Genomic DNA, 14,996 nt, shown 5'->3' on the forward strand with positions numbered 1-14,996 from the left:
CCGGGGAGTGGATGCCATGGGCGCGATCATCGACCGCGACACCTTCGCGGCGTCGGACTTCCGGCGCTTCGGCAAACGCCTGCGGGACAGCGTCGAGGTGCTGCGCGAAGTGCTCGCCCAGCCGGGCTTTGGGGCGGGGGCACCCAGCATCGGCGCCGAGCTGGAGGCCTACATCGTCGACGACCGGGGCCGGGTCGCGCTGCTCAACCAGGCCCTGGTCGAGGCCCTGCACGATCCCCAGCTGCAGCTCGAGCTCAACCGCTTCAACATCGAGTACAACCTGGCGCCGCTGCCGCTCGCGGGCGGCCCGCTGCATGCCCTGGAGCGCCAGTTGCTGCAGGCCCTGTCGCGACTCGAGACGGCTGCGGCGGCGCATCGGGCCCACGTGGTGCCGATCGGCATCCTCCCCACCCTGCGCCGGACGGACCTGGGGGAGCATGCCATGAGTGACCTGCCGCGCTATCGCGCCCTGGAGCAGAGCCTCAAGCGGCTGCGCGGCGCGCCCTTCGATGTCGAGATCCGGGGCGAGGACAGCGTGCGGGTCAGCAGCGACCATGTGGTCCTGGAGGGGGCCAACACCTCCTTCCAGCTCCACCTGAGGGTGCCCCCCGAGCGCTTCGCCGCGACCTTCAACACCGTCCAGATCGTCACCCCGCTGGTGCTGGCGCTCTCCGCCAACTCACCGCTCTTCCTGCAGCGCCGGCTGTGGGACGAGACCCGCATCGCCCTGTTCAAGCAGGCGGTGGATTGCCGGATGCGCGGCGCCGATCGCTGGCAGCAGCCGGCGCGGGTGACCTTCGGCCAGGGCTGGGTGCGCGAGGGCGCCTTCGAGCTGTTCGCCGAGGCGGTGGCCCTTTACCCGCCGCTTTTACCGCTCATGTCCGACAGCCGCCCCGAGGAGCGGCCGCCCGGCACTACGGCGCCGGGGCTTTCCGAGCTGCGTCTGCACATGGGCACCATCTGGCCCTGGAACCGGGCGGTCTACGACCCCGGCGACGGCGGCCACCTGCGGGTGGAGATGCGCGCCCTGCCGTCGGGGCCGACCGCCGTGGACATGGTGGCCAACGCGGCGCTGCTGCTGGGGCTGGTGGCGGCCCTGCGCGACGACATCACCGAGTGGCTGAGCGCCATGCCGTTCCGCTATGCCGAATACAACTTCTATCGTGCCGCCCAGTCGGGGCTGGACGCCCGGCTGATGTGGCCGCATCGCAAGCATCACCGCCTGGAGGAGACGCCGGTGGTGACGCTGCTCGAATGGCTGCTGCCCGAGGCCCAGCGGGGGCTGCGGGCCCTGGGCGTGGCGGATGCCGACAGCCACCCCTACCTCGGGGTGATCGCCGAGCGCCTCCAGGCGCGCACCAGCGGTGCCCGCTGGCAGCGTCGGATGCTGGCGCAGCTCGAAGGGCAGGGCCTGTCCCGCGCCAGGGCCTGTCATCGCCTGCTCGACGCCTATCGGGCGGCGGCGGCAACCAACCGGCCGGTGGCGCGCTGGCCCCAGGAGGAGTGAATGGAGGGACTGTCGCTGCCGGTCATCACCGACCCGCCGGTCGACGATCGCGAGGTCCTGGCCTGGCTCCAGAGCCTCGGCGGGCCCGTCTGGCTGATGCTCGAGGGCGAGGATGACCGGCGCTGCCGGGTGGTGACCACCTTGCTGCACGGCAACGAGCCCTCCGGCACCCTGGCGCTGCACCGCTGGCTGGGGGAGCGTCCGCGGCCCCGTACCCGGCTGGCGGTGCTGCTGGCCAACGTCCGGGGGGCGCTGTCGCATCCGGCCTTCACCCATCGCCATACCCCGGACGACCGGGACCTCAATCGCTGTTTCCGGCCCCCCTTCGAGGGGCCGGCCGGCGAGCTCGCCCGGGCCATCATCCGGGACCTGGAGGCCTGGTCACCGGAATGCATCATCGACCTGCACAACACCTCCGGCAACGGGCCCGCCTTCGCCGTGGCCACCGGTCGCCACCCGGTCGTCGAGGCCCTGACCGGGCGTTTCTGCGAGCAGCTGATCGTCACCGACATGCGGCTGGGCAGCCTGATGGAGCTGCCGCTCCAGCGGCCGCGACTGGCGGACTGTCCCGTCTTCACCCTCGAGTGCGGCGGCGCCCTGCAACCCGCCGCCCGTGACGTGGCCGAGGGCCTCTATCGGCTGCTCGCCGAGTGTCCGGACCTGACGGCCCTGCCTCCCGCGGCGGGGCTCGAGGTGCTGGTGCATCCCTTGCGGGTGGAGCTTCGCCCCGGCGCCAGCGTCGCCTACGACCGCTTGCCCCGTCCCGATGTGGATGTGACGCTCTGGGCACGGATCGACGAGCACAACCGCGGCGTGACCTCCTCGGCCGCGCCGCTCGGCTGGCTGGGGCCCCAGGGCCTTTCCTGCCTGCAGGCGCGGGACGGGGATGGCCGGGAGCATGTCGACGAGCTGTTCTGCGTGCGGGAAGGGCGGCTTCATGCTCGCCGCCAGCTGCGCCTGTTCATGGCCACCACCAACAGCGAGATCGCCCGCAGCGACTGCCTCTTCTATGTGGTCCCCCTGGCGTAGGCGAGGCGGCCACCGCCGACGCGTCTTCCTCCCCCTGACCCGGAGTCACGCTTCACCATGACCGCCTCGACGCCCCTCACCACCCCGGACGGCCGCTATATCGTGGTGCGCGGCCGCCTCTGGCGATGCACGAACCCGGCGCTTCCCGAACCGGAGCGTCAGGCGTGGGTCGAGCGGCTGATGCGCGCGCGGCGGGCCGTGGCCCAGGCGAAGCGCGGGAGTGACCCGCAGGCAGAGCGCGAGGCCCGCGACGGGGTGGACGAGGCGAAGCGGGCGCTCGGTGAGCGTGGGCCGGTGTGGTGGACCGACGGGGCGCCGGACTTCACCCGGCGCAAGGTGGAGAACACGCCCTACGCCGCCTGGTATCGCGACGTGGCGGCGCCGAACGAGTGATGCGCTCGGCGTTTAAGGGAGTCGTCGGGGCGGCGCTCAGGTCAGCGCGAAGGGCACCTCGCCGGCCTCATGGGCCAGCAGCCACTGCTTGCGGCCGAGACCGGCGGCGTAGCCGGTGAGGCGGCCGTCGCTGCCGATCACCCGGTGGCAGGGCACCACGATGGCCAGCGGGTTCCTGCCGTTGGCGGCGCCCACCGCGCGCTGGCCGCCGCGGCAGTGCAGCTGCTCGGCGATCTCGGCGTAGCAGCGGGTCTCGCCGAAGGGGATGTCGGCGAGCGCCTGCCAGACGCGCCGCTGGAAGTCGGTGCCCTCGGGGGCGAGGGGCAGGTCGAAGGCGTGGCGGGCGCCGGCGAAGTACTCGTCGAGCTGGGCGCGGGCCTGCTCGGTGGCCGCACTGGGACGGGCCGGTTCCTCGGCCTCCATCACGAAGGCGATCTCGGTGAGGCCGTCGGCGCTGGCGCGCAGGCGGATCAGGCCGAGGGCGTCGGATTCCGGTGGACGATAGTAGTCCAGGGCGTGGTCCGTCATCGTCGTGGCTCCCTGTTGAGGCGACCTGGGTCGCGCGGCGTGTCCTATCAGTCTAGCCGCTTCGCCGCGTCGAATTGAATGAAAAAGGGCCCCCGCCGGCGGCCGCCGCCAGGGGGCGTGACATGTCGGGACGGCGCCGGAGAGGGGGCTCGGCGATGGGCGGTCGAGCGGTTACCATCGAGTGACCTTCCATCAGCGACCGGAGAGAAGTCCATGAGCGACTACCTGCTGGACGAGCACGGCCTGAGCCCCGGCAAGATCTACCGTCTCTTCTCGGGCAGCATCTGCCCCCGGCCCATCGCCTGGGTCTCGACCCGGGATGCCGCAGGCAACGACAACCTGGCGCCGTTCTCCTTCTTCAACGTGGTCAGTGTCAATCCTCCGGTGCTGGGCTTCTCGCCACTGCTCGACAGCGACGGCAACGCCAAGGACACCATCCGCAACCTGGACGAGGTGGCGGAGTGCGTGGTGCACATCAGCGGCGAAGGGCTGGTCGAGGAAATGAACGCCACCAGTGCGGGCCTCGGGCCCCATGAGGACGAGTTCTCCCATGCGGGGCTCGAGAAGCACCCGATGCCAGGGCTGTCGGTGTCTCGGGTGGCAGGCGCACCGGTGGCCTTCGGCTGCCGCCTGCGCGAGATCATCCGCTTCGGCGACCAGCCCCTGGCCGGCAACCTGGTGCTCGCCGAGGTGATCTCGATCCACGTCGACGACGCCATCTGGGACGGGCGCCACATCGACCGCGAGGGCCTCAGGCCCATCGGGCGCATGGCCGGCAGCGACTATGCCCGCACCACCGACCTCTTCGTGGTGGAGCGCCCGGCCTAGGTTTGCGTCATGAGCCAGGAGGCAGGCAGTCGCTGACTCCACGCCCGGAAAGGGGCGTCGGGTCAGCCGGCCTCGGCGAGATTGACGATGGGCTGGCCAGCCTGTCGAAGGCGTCGAGGTGGCGCACGGCGTCCTGGTAGTCGTCGGGGATCACGATCTTCATCGGCGGGGGCCCTCGGAAAGGCCGAGCTGGTCGGCCAGGTCGTGGAAGTCGTCGGCCACCCGGTCGAAACAGGGATCGACGGAGAGGTCTGGCGTGGCATCGGGGCCATGCTCCAGGGGGCGCTTCACGAAGGCGGTACGAAAGCCCTCGCGGTGGGCCGCCTGCAGGTCGTCCTGGTGGGCGGCGACCATCATGATCCCCTCGGGGGGCAGGTCGAGCAGGCGTGCGACCATGCGGTAGGCCTCGGGGTCGCGCTTGTAATGGCCGGCGAGCTCCGCGGAGAGCACGCAGTCCCATGGCAGTCCGGCGCGTTTCGCCATGTTCACCAGCAGCGAGACGTTGCCGTTGGAGAGGGTGGTGAGCACATAGCCCTGGCGCAGCCGGGCGAGGCCGGTCACGCTGTCCGGCCAGGGATCGAGTCGGTGCCAGACGCGGTTGAAGTGTGCCCGGTCCGCCTCGTCCAGGGCCTCGGCGATGGCGAAGCGCTCCAGCAGGTCGTCCAACGTCATGCGGTGCAGGTCGTCTAACCGGGTCCAGGGCAGCTCGCCGTGGCGTACCCGATCCATGGCCGGCGCATAGCCGGCCCGCCAGGCATCGGCGAAGGCGGCCCAGTCCACCTCGAGGCCGCGCGCGGCGCCAAGCGCCTCGCCCTCGCGGATCACGCTGCTGCGCCAGTCGACCACGGTGCCGAAGACATCGAAGGCCAGGGCCCTGACCTCGGCCAGGTCGGAGGGGGGGTGGGGCATCGGGGATCTCCCTGGGGTTGAACGGAGGGACGAACCGGTGTCGAGGAGGGCCCGGGCGAGCGGCGCCGGCCCGGGACCGCTTTCCTCAGAGTCGTCGACCGACGGCGGCCTCGACCAGCTCCAGGCGGTCCTGTCCCCAGAACGGCTCGCCGTCGACCACGTACCAGGGCGCCCCGAAGCAGCCGTCGGCCAGGGCCGCCTGGCCGGCGTCCTCGAGGCGCTGGCGTCCGGCATCGCTCTGGGCCTCGTCGAGCAGCGCCCGGCCCTCCAGCCGGCAGGCATCGGCGATCTCGCGCAGCGTCTCGAGGTCGGCGATGTCGCGCTCCTCCACCCAGCAGGCCCGCATCATGGCCAGCGACAGGCCGGCGATGTCGTGGCCCCGGGCCTTGGCCGCCAGGGTCAGCCGGGCCGACGGGCGATCATCGGTAGGGAAGTACGCCGGCTCCACGTTGAGGGGGATGCCGAGCCGCGATGGCCAGCGCCTGAGCTCCGCCATGCGGTAGGCCTGGCGCTCGGGCGCGCGCTTGGCCAGCGGCAGGCCACCGGTCCGAGGGAAGATCGTGCCCATGCTGATCGGCACGTAGTCGATGACGGCGCCATGGCGGGCGGCGATGCCGCCGAGGCGCTCATGGCCGAGGTAGCTCCACGGCGAGACGTGGCTGTAGTAGTAGCGGATCGTCTTGGTCATTGGAGGGCTCAGCGGTAGGTGTCCCGGTACTTATCGCGCAGCTGGTTCTTCTGCACCTTGCCCATGGTGTTGCGCGGCAGGCTGTCGGCAAAGAAGACCCGCTTGGGCTGCTTGTACTTGGCCAGTTGCCCCTGCAGGAAGTCGAGTACCTGTTGCTCGCTCAGCGTCACCCCCGGCTGCGGGACCACCACGGCCGTCACGCCCTCGCCGAAGTCGGGGTGTGGCAGGCCGATCACCGCGGATTCGTTGACGCCCTCGAGCTCGTCGATCACCTGCTCGACCTCCTTGGGGTAGACGTTGTAGCCCCCCGAGATCACCAGGTCCTTGTCGCGGCCGACGATGTGGATGTAGCCGCGCTCGTCGACCATCGCCAGGTCGCCGGTGATGAAGAAGCCGTCCTCCAGCAGCTCCTCGCGCGTCTTCTCGGGCATGCGCCAGTAGCCGACGAAGACGTTGGGCCCGCGGATCTGCAAGATGCCGATCTCGCCCTCGGGCACCGGCTCGCCGGACTCGCGGTCGGTGATGCGGTACTCCACGCCGGATAGCGGCATGCCCACGGTGCCGGCGCGACGCGCGCCGTCGTAGGGGTTGGAGAGGTTCATGTTGGTCTCGGTCATGCCGTAGCGCTCGAGGATGGCATGGCCGGTCTTCGCCTCGAACTCCTGGTGGGTCTCGGCCGTCAGCGGGGCCGAGCCGGAGACGAACAGGCGCATGTTGGCGGTCACCTCCGGGGTCAGGCGCGGGTCCTGAACGAGCCGGGTATAGAAGGTCGGCACGCCCATCATCACCGTGCCGTGGGGCATCTCCTCGAAGATCACGTCGGCATCGAACTTCGCCAGGAAGAGCATGCTGGAGCCGGCCATCAGGGTGACGTTGCAGGCCACGAAGAGCCCATGGGTGTGGAAGATCGGCAGGGCATGGATCAGCCGGTCCTGCTCGTTGAAGTGCCAGGCCTCGACCAGGGTGGCGGCGTTGGAGCCGAGGTTGCGATGGGTGAGCATGGCTCCCTTGGAACGTCCGGTGGTGCCCGAGGTGTAGAGGATCGCCGCCAGGTCGTTGGCATCGCGCTCGACGATATCGTCGCGCGGGGTGGCGCGCTCGGCCTCCTCCATCAGGCTGCCGTCGCCCTGGATGCCGAGGGTCGCCACCTGCGGGCAGCCCGTGTCGGCGGCGATGCCACGGGCCGTGTCGAGATTCTCCGGGCGGCAGACGAACAGCGCCGGTTCGGCATCGGCCAGGAAGTAGTGAATTTCGTCGCCCGTGTAGCCGGTGTTGAGCGGCAGGTAGACCCCGCCGATCCGCAGGGTGGCCAGGTAGAGCAGGATCGTCTCGGGACTCTTGTCGACCTGCACGGCGACCCGGTCGCCCGGCGTCACCCCCAGCGCAGTCAGGGCGCCGGCCAGGCGCTCGGTGGCGGCCAGGGCCTCGGCATAACGGTAGCCCGTGCCCTGGCGGGTGGTGATGAAGTCGGCGTCGCCTCGCTCGCGCATGCGTTGGGCAAAGGTGTGGAAGAGGTTCTGGTTCATCTGGCGGGTTCTCCCTTGAGCAGCTTACGGGCACGGCGGTTCAGGTCACGCACGGCCGAGGAGTGGGCGATCTTGCCGCTGGTGATGTATTGCTCGTGGTTGCGTTCGATGTCGTCGAGGACATAGAGGTAGTTGACCATCAGGCCGGCGGACTGCTGCATGCCCTTCTGCGAGATGTCGCCCAGCCAGTTGAGGCGGTGCAGTTCGGCGCCGTTGCCGAGGTGGAAGCGGGCCACGGGGTTGAGCGGCAGTCCCTTGGCGTTCTTCTCCTCGAGCAGGTAGCGTGCGGCGAGCGGCCGGATCAGGTCGCGAAGCTGCTCAGAGCGCGCCTGGTCCTGGAGCCATTCCGGATCGTCGAGGGATTCGAGCAGCGTACGCGACTCGGCGTCCAGGGAGCCGGCATTGTCGTCATCGGCCGTGAGATAGGTCGCCTCCAACCACGCCCGGAAGCCGGGCACCGGCGACAGCGTCACGAAGTGCTTCAGGTCGGGCAGCTCCTGCTTCAGTTCCTGGACGACCTGCTTGATCAGGAAGTTGCCGAAGGAGATGCCGCGCAGGCCGGTCTGGCAGTTGCTGATGCCGAAGAAGGCGGCGGTGTCGGCGGCCTCCGGGTCCTCGATGTCGTAGGTCTCGGGGTCGAGGATCGCCTGGATCTGGTCTGGCAATCCCTTGTGCAGCGCCACCTCCACGAAGATCAGCGGCTCGTCGCCGAGGGCCGGATGGAAGAAGGCGAAGCAGCGACGGTCGCGATCATCCAGCCGACGGCGCAGGTCCTTCCAGTCATGGATCTCGTGCACCGCCTCGTAACGGATGAGCTTCTCGAGGATCGCCGCGGGGGTGTTCCAGTCCATGCGCTTGAGCACCAGGAAACCGCGGTTGAACCAGGAGCCGAAGAGGTGCGCGAAGTCGGCATCCAGCGCGCGCAGCTCCGGCGTCTCGCGCAGCAGGCCGAGCAGGTCCTCGCGCATGTGCACCAGCTCGTGGGTGCCGTCGCTGGTCAGGTTGAGCCGACGCAGCAGTTCCTGGCGGCTGGGTTCGCAGGTGTCGAAGAGTACCTGCAGGTCGCGGTTGTCGCGGCTCTCGCGATAGGCGGCGTAGGCTTCGTCGACCGCCGCCGGGTCGGCGGAGAACTCCGCGGTCAGGCACTCGAAGAAGCGCTGCTTCTCGGTGGGGTCGAGCCCGGCATAGATGTCCAGGGCGCGGCTCGCCAGGGCGATGCTGGAGGCCTCGCCGTCGCTGTTCAGCAGGGTGCGGCAGGCCTTGAGCAGGTCGGTGTGGACGAAGTGGTGGCGGCCCTTCCTGCGATGCCGAAGCAAGGCCTCACGTCGGGTGATGCTGCTGAAGAGCTCCTGCAGAAAACTGATGTTCATGTCGTCTTGCTCCGTGTCGAGCGCATGTCAGTTCATGATCAGGTCGGGCAGCCAGGTGGCGATGCCGGGGAAGAAGCACAGCAGGACGATGCCGAGCACCATGCACAGCGCATAGGGCAGGCTGCCCAGCAGGATGTCTTTCAGGGCGATGTCCGGCGCGATCCCCTTGATGATGAACAGGTTCAGGCCCACCGGCGGCGTGATCAGGCCGATCTCCAGGTTGATGGTCAGCACCACCGCGAACCAGTAGGGGTCGAAGTTGGCCGCCAGGATGATCGGCAGCAGGATCGGCGCGGTCATCACGATCACCGCCACCGGGGGCAGGAAGAAGCCGGCCACCAGCAGGAAGAGGTTGATGATCCCCATCAGCACCCAGCGGTTGACCTCGAGGTCGGCGATGGCGCCGGCCACGGTCTGGGTGATGAACAGCGAGGAGAGCGCATAGGCGAAGATCTCCGCGCAAGCGATGATCAGCATGATCATCACGCTCTCGCGCAGGGCGTCGCGGAAGACCACCTTGAGCGGCTTCACCTGCCACATGCGGTAGACCACGATGGCCAGCGCCAGGCACAGGAAGGCGCCGGCGCCCGCCGCCTCGGAGGGGGTGGCGACGCCGCCATAGAGGGCGAAGAGGATCCCGGTGACCACTACCAGGAAGGGCAGCACACGCACCAGGGCCTTCATGTTGCCCTCGACGTTCTCCTTGATCTGGTTCGCCGCCGCGGCGACCGGGTTAGGGGTGTCGTAGCCGCCGGCCATTTTGCAGGCGATCAGCGTCCAGGCCATGAACAGCAGGGCCAGCATCAGCCCCGGCACGGCGCCGGCGATGAACAGTCGGCCGATGGAGGTCTCGGTGGAGATGCCATAGACGATCATGGTGACCGAGGGCGGGATGAGGATGCCCAGGGTGCCGCCGGCGGCGATGCAGCCCGCGGCCACGCCGTCGGGATAGCCGCGCTTGCGCATCTCGGGGATGCCGAGCTTGCCGATCGCCGCACTGGTGGCGGGCGAGGAGCCCGAGAGGGCGGCGAAGATCGAGCAGGCGCCGATGTTGGAGATGGCGAGGCCGCCGGGCACCTTGCCGAGCCATAGGTCCAGCGAGCGATAGAGGTCGCGACCGGTCGGCGAGGAGGCCACGGCGGCGCCCATCAGGATGAACATGGGGATGGCGACGAAGCCGAAGGAGGCGAGGCTGCCGAAGAAGGTCTCGCCGAAGTAGGTCAGCTCGCTCATGCCCTGATTCAGGATGAGCGCGGCCAGGGATACGCCGCCCAGGGCGAAAGCGATCGGGGTACCGATGGCCATCAGTCCGAACAGCGCCACGACGATGAGGATTCCGCTGGTTACCGGGTCCATTCAGGTGTCTCCGCGTAGGATTTCTGCGACGTATTGCAGGGACAGCAGGCTGATGCCCACGGCCATGGGCAGCAGGGCCGGCCAGAGCGGCGGGTTCCACACCGTTCCGGTGGTCCAGCCCCCGTGCAGGGCCTCCAGCACATAGAGCCAGGCGGCATAGGCCAGGGCGACGCAGAACGCCAGGCCCACCAGCGAGGCGGCGAGGTTCATCAGTCGCCGGGCCAGGCCACCCAGGGCGTCGGGCAGGACCGTCACGGCCACGTGCCCCCCGGTCAGTAGCACATAGGGGGCGCCGAGCAGCATGGCCCCGGTGATGGAGAAGACGGCGAATTCGGTCTGCCAGATGGTGCTCTCGCCCAGCGCGTAGCGCATGAAGATCATGTGGCAGACGACCAGCACGCCCCCCAGCAGCAGGGCGCCAGCGAGGACGGCGGTGGCGCACGAGAGGCCGTCCATCAGGCGGATGTAGAGGCCGATCACGCCACGCCTGGACGCAATCGTGTGGCTATGAGTGTTCATCATGCGCATTCCGGTCTCGAGGAGGGGAAGGCCGCCCTGGTCGGGGCGGCCGTGGAAGGAAGGGCCGGTTGACGCATCCGGCCCATGGGCCCGCTCACTCGACGGCCAGGGCCGCGTCGATCAGTGCCTGCCCGTTGGGCACGTTCTCGGCAAAGGTCTTGTAGGAACTCTCCTTGGCGATGTCCAGCCAGGCCTGGTAGTCCTCCGGCGACATCTGCACCACCTCGACACCGTTCTCCTCGAACACGTCGGCCATCTGCTGGTCCAGCGCCGCGGCCTCCTCGGCGAAGAAGGCCTCGGCCTTCTCTCCGGCTGCGGTCAGGGCCTGCTGCTGCTCCTCGCTGAGGCCTTCCCAGCTCTGCTCGGAGATCAGGATCGGCTCGTACATGAACCAGAGGGCGTTCTCGCCCGGGGCGGTCAGGCAACTGACCTGCTCGTAGATGCGGTAGGAGACGAAGGAGCCGGAGGAGGTGTTGGCCCCGTCGAGGACCCCAGTCTGCATCGCGGTGTAGATATCCGAGGAGGGCATCGAGGTGATCGAGGCCCCGGCGGTGGCCAGCATTTCATCGAAGGCCGGCCCGGCGGCGCGCATGGTCTGGCCCTCGACGGTCTCCGGCGAGGTGATGCAGCGGATGTCGGAGGCGAAGCCGCCCGCCAGCCAGGCATCGGCCAGCACGCGGGCCCCGGCCTCGTTGATGACCTCCTTGATCATGCCCATGAACTCGGAGTCATTGAGCCGCTGGGCTCGCTCGTGGTTGCGCACCAGGCCCGGCATCAGCGTTGCCGAGAATTCCGGGTGGCGACCGCTGGCGTAGTCGAGCGGCAGGGAGGTCATGTCGAGGCGACCGCGCACCAGGGCGCCCCACTGCTCCTTGGCCTTGAACAGCGACTGGCCGGGATAGACCTGGATCTTCAGGTCGACGTTGGCGGCCTCGACCTCATCGGCCATCATCTGGACCATCTCGTCACGCACGTCACCCTGACCGCCCGGAAACTGGTGGGAGGCGCGCAGCACGGTCTCGGCGCTGGCGGAGGAAGCGAAGGCGAGGGTCAGCGCGGCAGCTGCCACGGGGGTGAAATTGGCATTCATGGTTGGCATCTCCTGGGACTCTTATTGTTGTGAATCGTCATGAAGCGCTCGTCGTGAGACGACGCCGTAGAAGCTTTGGTCCTGAAGCAATCTTGTTGTGAAGTATCCATCAGCTAAGCTGATGTATACTTGAATAGCCTTGAAGTCATATTACTGTCAATTCTCAGGGCTTAGACAAAAGTGGGGTAGCGAGCCCGATGGTCCATCGTCGAGGCGCGTCAGATCGGTAGAGGGAGAGAGTCCGTGAACAGCAAGCGATCCAATGCCCAGCGACTCAGGGACGCACTGGAAGATGACATCATCAATGGGCGACGAACGCCCGGCGAGCGCCTCGATACCGAGGCCCTGTGTCGAGAGTTCGACGTGTCGCGGACCCCGGTGCGGGAGGCCGTCCAGCAGCTGGTGGCGAGCGGTCTGGTGACGGTGGTGCCGAAGAAGGGCACCTTCGTGGCCAAGGTGGGCCTGGACCAGTTGATCGAGATGTTCGAGGTGATGGCTGAACTCGAGGGCATGTGCGGACGCCTCGCCGCCCGGCGCATCTCGGAGGAGGAACTCGTCGCCCTGCGCGAGGCGATGGAGCGCTGCGAGGTGGCGGCGAGGGGCGGCGACACCGACGAGTACTACTACGAGAACGAGGGCTTCCACCACGCCATCTACGCGGCCAGCCACAATGGCTTCCTGGCCGATGAGGCCCGCCAGCTCAAGCAGCGCCTGAAACCCTATCGTCGCCTGCAGTTGCAGGTCCGCCAGCGCATGGGGCGCTCCCTGGCCGAGCACCGCGAGATCCTCGACGCCATCGAGGGCGGGGATGCTGCGTCGGCGGAGCGTCTGATGCGCGACCACGTGCTGATCCAGGGAGAACGCTTCAGCGACTTCGTCGCCAGCGTGCGTCGTTTCGAGGCCTGCCAGGAAGAGACCGACTGAGCCGCCCGGCCGGGCGGACTTTGCAAGGCACGTCGGGCGGGCCGGTCCCCGTCAGGTGAGTTCCAGCGGGCCGTCGCCCGCCTCGAAGGCGAGCGGCCACTGCTGGCGGCCGATGCCGCCGGCGGCTGCCGGCGGGGCCTCGGTCGTGTCCGCGATCAAGGTCGCGAGTGGATCACACGAGCTCGCGATGCTCGCGCTTGGCGTCGCGGCGGTCGCGCAGCACGGCGCGACAGATCAGCACCAGCACGCCCAGGGTCAGGGCGGGCCAGACGAGCACGTAGAAGCCGTAGAGCAGGGTCATGGTCGTTCTCCTCATGGCGGCGCCGGAGGCCGGCGCCGCGGTGGATAGGTGTCGGCTCAGCGCTGGCCGGCCAGGGTGGCGGTGGCCGGTGCCGCGGCCCGGCGCGGGGCCGCCTTGGGCGCGACCGGGGCCTGGTCGTAGTCGCCGACCCGCTCGCCGATGGTGGCGAAGTCGAAGCGCACCTGGCGGCTTGCCAGGCTCATCACCACGCAGACCAGGGTGCTGGTGCCGTAGGCGGTCAGGGAGGCCAGCAGCACGGTGTACTCGCGCAGGAAGCCGGTGGCGAAGACCAGCATCGCCACCAGCGCCAGGCCGCCGGCGAGAAAGCCCAGCGCGCGGCCGAGGAAGCCGAAGGCCATCAGGCCGATGATCACGCCGCCGCCGATGCTCGCCAGCAGCTCGAAGAGCAGGCCGGTGGCGCCCGAAAGCGGCAGCCACTCGAAGCGCGCCAGGCAGAACATCACCATGGCCACCAGCACCGAGGTGGTGAAGGCGGCGTTGGTGATGCGGTCCCAGAAGCAGCTCGCGATCACCGGGAAGACGATGGCGCCCCACAGCGCGCCGACGAAGACCAGCATCACCAGGATATCCAGCGAGAAGCTGGCGAAGACGATGCCCACCGCGGTGGCGACGATCATCGTCAGGCGGCCCACCAGCAGCATGCGCTGGGGGTCGGCCTTGCCGCGGGCGATGTTCTTGCCGTAGACGTCGGCCATCATGATCGCCGACAGCGCCGAGAGGTCGGAGTCGGCGGTGGAGGAGAGCGAGCCGATCACCAGGATGAAGAACAGCGCGATGAAGATCGGCGGCAGGTAGCCCGAGACCATCTGCGGGATCAGGTTGTTCATGTCGCCGTTGAGCGGCTCGATGCCGAGCGTCAGGGCCATCAGCCCGATCATGCCCAGGCCGATGACGATGGCGCCGTAGCCGACGGTGGCGGTGAGGAAGGTCGGCTTGATGTGCTCCTCGTTCACCGCGAAGAGGCGCTGGGAGATGGTCTGGTTGCCGATGGCGTAGGCCAGCACGGCGACGAAGAAGGGCGCACCCTGGTTGAGGATGGCGTCCATCGAGAAGAAGTCGGCCTGTTCGGGCGTCAGGTTGTCGAGGCCGGCGACCAGCTCGGTGGGGCCGCCCATGGCGAAGAACACCGCGGGAATGATCACCACGGCGATGGCCATCAGCGCCACCAGCTGGGCGAAGTCGGTCAGCACCGAGGCGCGGAAGCCCGACCACAGGGTGTAGAGCAGCACGCCGACGCCGGCGATGATCACCCCGGCCTGGAAGGAGAGCGGCGAGAGCACCGAGACCAGGGCCCCGGCGGCGGTGAAGTTGACCATCAGGCTGATCACGCTGCCGAGCACGTTGGAGAGCGCCAGGATCAGCTGGCTGGAGCTGCCGTGGCGGGCGTGGATCAGCTCGCCCAGGGTGTGGGCGTTGGGGGCGAGCTTGCGAAAGCGCCGGCCGAACGGATAGATGAAGAGGATCATCAGCGCCCCCCACAGCCCGTAGTGGATCGGGCCCGAGACGCCGTAGGTGTAGCCGGAGGTGGCGGCGGCGTAGAAGGAGGCGGCCCAGATCCAGGTGGCGGTCATGCTGGCCGCGCCGATGCCGAAGCCGATGCGGTGGTTGGAGACCATGAAGGCGTCGGCGTCCTCCTTCTTCTTGCGGATGCCGAGCGTGAGCAGGTAGGTGCCGCCGTAGAAGGCGAGCATCAGCAGGATGACGGTCAGGGTCGAGAATTGATGGAGCGATGCGCTGTTCAAAAGCAGTCCCTCGGTGAGTGGAACGGGCCCGTCACGGGGCGGCCGCGCAGGGCGGCGGCCCGACGCGATGGTCGGTCAGGGTGGGGTGATGATCGCGCACGCGGCGTTTGTATCGGGCCTGGGGCCGACAGGGTCGGGATCGGCGCTCGTGGAGCGCGATTCAATCGGTGCGGTCCGTCGGCGGGACGGTGCACAGGCGCACGGGCCGTCTCAGGCGGCGCCGCGTGGCGTTACCCGGGGAAGGAGCGGGCTGGCGGCGGGCGGC

Annotated in this window: 15 protein-coding genes; 5 read left to right on the plus strand and 10 right to left on the minus strand. The window is 68.8% G+C overall.

The window, feature by feature from the left end; genetic code table 11:
- Positions 1-16: 16 nt before the first annotated feature.
- Genes C9F13_RS07135 through C9F13_RS07145 form a run of 3 tightly spaced genes read left to right on the plus strand, consistent with a single transcriptional unit; the run spans position 17 to position 2,929 of the window.
- Positions 17-1,507, plus strand: a complete 1,491-nt coding sequence (locus C9F13_RS07135) for a glutamate-cysteine ligase family protein (RefSeq protein ID WP_108445552.1) — start codon at positions 17-19, stop codon at positions 1,505-1,507.
- Positions 1,508-2,536: a M14 family metallopeptidase gene (locus C9F13_RS07140; protein WP_108445553.1), complete on the plus strand. Its 1,029-nt coding sequence runs from the start codon at positions 1,508-1,510 to the stop codon at positions 2,534-2,536. It begins immediately after the preceding gene.
- Between the two features lie 57 nt (positions 2,537-2,593).
- Complete coding sequence (locus C9F13_RS07145; RefSeq protein WP_108445554.1) at positions 2,594-2,929, plus strand: hypothetical protein; 336 nt, start codon at positions 2,594-2,596, stop codon at positions 2,927-2,929.
- Positions 2,930-2,965: 36 nt separating this feature from the next.
- Here the strand turns inward: C9F13_RS07145 and C9F13_RS07150 are convergent, their stop codons facing one another.
- The gene (locus C9F13_RS07150) at positions 2,966-3,457 is read right to left on the minus strand and encodes a methylated-DNA--[protein]-cysteine S-methyltransferase (RefSeq protein WP_108445555.1); all 492 of its coding nucleotides are present in this window, start codon (positions 3,455-3,457) and stop codon (positions 2,966-2,968) included.
- Positions 3,458-3,670: 213 nt separating this feature from the next.
- On the opposite strand from C9F13_RS07150, the gene C9F13_RS07155 reads away from it, so the two are divergent.
- Positions 3,671-4,285: a flavin reductase family protein gene (locus tag C9F13_RS07155; RefSeq protein WP_108445556.1), complete on the plus strand. Its 615-nt coding sequence runs from the start codon at positions 3,671-3,673 to the stop codon at positions 4,283-4,285.
- A 159-nt stretch (positions 4,286-4,444) separates the two neighbouring features.
- Here C9F13_RS07155 and C9F13_RS07160 read toward each other — a convergent pair whose 3' ends face one another.
- From C9F13_RS07160 to dctP, 7 genes are all read right to left on the minus strand, one after another.
- Entirely contained in the window at positions 4,445-5,194 is a 750-nt protein-coding gene (locus C9F13_RS07160; RefSeq protein WP_108445557.1) for a haloacid dehalogenase type II, read from the minus strand.
- A gap of 85 nt (positions 5,195-5,279) precedes the next feature.
- Positions 5,280-5,882, minus strand: coding sequence for a 2-hydroxychromene-2-carboxylate isomerase (locus tag C9F13_RS07165; protein ID WP_108445558.1), 603 nt, complete (start codon positions 5,880-5,882; stop codon positions 5,280-5,282).
- Between the two features lie 8 nt (positions 5,883-5,890).
- Positions 5,891-7,408 carry a malonate--CoA ligase gene (locus tag C9F13_RS07170; RefSeq protein WP_108445559.1) on the minus strand — a complete coding sequence of 506 codons (1,518 nt, stop codon included), beginning with the start codon at positions 7,406-7,408 and terminating at the stop codon, positions 5,891-5,893.
- Complete coding sequence (locus C9F13_RS07175; RefSeq protein WP_108445560.1) at positions 7,405-8,778, minus strand: malonyl-CoA decarboxylase; 1,374 nt, start codon at positions 8,776-8,778, stop codon at positions 7,405-7,407. Before C9F13_RS07175 ends, C9F13_RS07170 begins: the two co-directional genes overlap by 4 nt.
- A 27-nt stretch (positions 8,779-8,805) precedes the next feature.
- Positions 8,806-10,134 (minus strand): TRAP transporter large permease, encoded by a 1,329-nt coding sequence (locus tag C9F13_RS07180; protein WP_108445561.1) that lies wholly within the window; start codon positions 10,132-10,134, stop codon positions 8,806-8,808.
- A complete protein-coding gene (locus C9F13_RS07185; protein WP_211310925.1) occupies positions 10,135-10,662 on the minus strand; it encodes a TRAP transporter small permease subunit in 528 nt (175 codons plus the stop codon).
- A gap of 85 nt (positions 10,663-10,747) precedes the next feature.
- The gene (gene dctP / locus C9F13_RS07190; protein ID WP_108445562.1) at positions 10,748-11,743 is read right to left on the minus strand and encodes a TRAP transporter substrate-binding protein DctP; all 996 of its coding nucleotides are present in this window, start codon (positions 11,741-11,743) and stop codon (positions 10,748-10,750) included.
- A gap of 243 nt (positions 11,744-11,986) precedes the next feature.
- Here dctP and C9F13_RS07195 point away from each other — a divergent pair, with 243 nt between their 5' ends.
- Positions 11,987-12,667 carry a GntR family transcriptional regulator gene (locus C9F13_RS07195; RefSeq protein WP_108445563.1) on the plus strand — a complete coding sequence of 227 codons (681 nt, stop codon included), beginning with the start codon at positions 11,987-11,989 and terminating at the stop codon, positions 12,665-12,667.
- A gap of 172 nt (positions 12,668-12,839) precedes the next feature.
- Here the strand turns inward: C9F13_RS07195 and C9F13_RS17620 are convergent, their stop codons facing one another.
- Together C9F13_RS17620 and C9F13_RS07200 are read right to left on the minus strand one after the other, a co-directional pair.
- Positions 12,840-12,968: a putative transporter small subunit gene (locus C9F13_RS17620; protein WP_211310926.1), complete on the minus strand. Its 129-nt coding sequence runs from the start codon at positions 12,966-12,968 to the stop codon at positions 12,840-12,842.
- 56 nt (positions 12,969-13,024) lie between these two features.
- The gene (locus C9F13_RS07200; protein WP_108445975.1) at positions 13,025-14,680 is read right to left on the minus strand and encodes a sodium:solute symporter family protein; all 1,656 of its coding nucleotides are present in this window, start codon (positions 14,678-14,680) and stop codon (positions 13,025-13,027) included.
- Between the last annotated feature and the right edge of the window lie 316 nt (positions 14,681-14,996).

Origin of the sequence: Halomonas denitrificans (assembly GCF_003056305.1) — a bacterium.
Lineage (GTDB): Bacteria > Pseudomonadota > Gammaproteobacteria > Pseudomonadales > Halomonadaceae > Halomonas > Halomonas denitrificans.

What these genes read in the sequence shown, in the direction of transcription:
- C9F13_RS07155 (WP_108445556.1), top strand. Translation starts at nt 3,671, where the DNA reads ATGAGCGACTACCTGCTGGACGAGCACGGCCTGAGCCCCGGCAAGATC.
- C9F13_RS07175 (WP_108445560.1), bottom strand. Translation starts at nt 8,778, where the DNA reads ATGAACATCAGTTTTCTGCAGGAGCTCTTCAGCAGCATCACCCGACGT.
- C9F13_RS17620 (WP_211310926.1), bottom strand. Translation starts at nt 12,968, where the DNA reads ATGACCCTGCTCTACGGCTTCTACGTGCTCGTCTGGCCCGCCCTGACC.
- C9F13_RS07150 (WP_108445555.1), bottom strand. Translation starts at nt 3,457, where the DNA reads ATGACGGACCACGCCCTGGACTACTATCGTCCACCGGAATCCGACGCC.
- dctP (WP_108445562.1), bottom strand. Translation starts at nt 11,743, where the DNA reads ATGAATGCCAATTTCACCCCCGTGGCAGCTGCCGCGCTGACCCTCGCC.
- C9F13_RS07140 (WP_108445553.1), top strand. Translation starts at nt 1,508, where the DNA reads ATGGAGGGACTGTCGCTGCCGGTCATCACCGACCCGCCGGTCGACGAT.
- C9F13_RS07185 (WP_211310925.1), bottom strand. Translation starts at nt 10,662, where the DNA reads ATGCGCATGATGAACACTCATAGCCACACGATTGCGTCCAGGCGTGGC.
- C9F13_RS07165 (WP_108445558.1), bottom strand. Translation starts at nt 5,882, where the DNA reads ATGACCAAGACGATCCGCTACTACTACAGCCACGTCTCGCCGTGGAGC.
- C9F13_RS07135 (WP_108445552.1), top strand. Translation starts at nt 17, where the DNA reads ATGGGCGCGATCATCGACCGCGACACCTTCGCGGCGTCGGACTTCCGG.
- C9F13_RS07170 (WP_108445559.1), bottom strand. Translation starts at nt 7,408, where the DNA reads ATGAACCAGAACCTCTTCCACACCTTTGCCCAACGCATGCGCGAGCGA.
- C9F13_RS07180 (WP_108445561.1), bottom strand. Translation starts at nt 10,134, where the DNA reads ATGGACCCGGTAACCAGCGGAATCCTCATCGTCGTGGCGCTGTTCGGA.
- C9F13_RS07160 (WP_108445557.1), bottom strand. Translation starts at nt 5,194, where the DNA reads ATGCCCCACCCCCCCTCCGACCTGGCCGAGGTCAGGGCCCTGGCCTTC.
- C9F13_RS07200 (WP_108445975.1), bottom strand. Translation starts at nt 14,680, where the DNA reads ATGCTCGCCTTCTACGGCGGCACCTACCTGCTCACGCTCGGCATCCGC.
- C9F13_RS07145 (WP_108445554.1), top strand. Translation starts at nt 2,594, where the DNA reads ATGACCGCCTCGACGCCCCTCACCACCCCGGACGGCCGCTATATCGTG.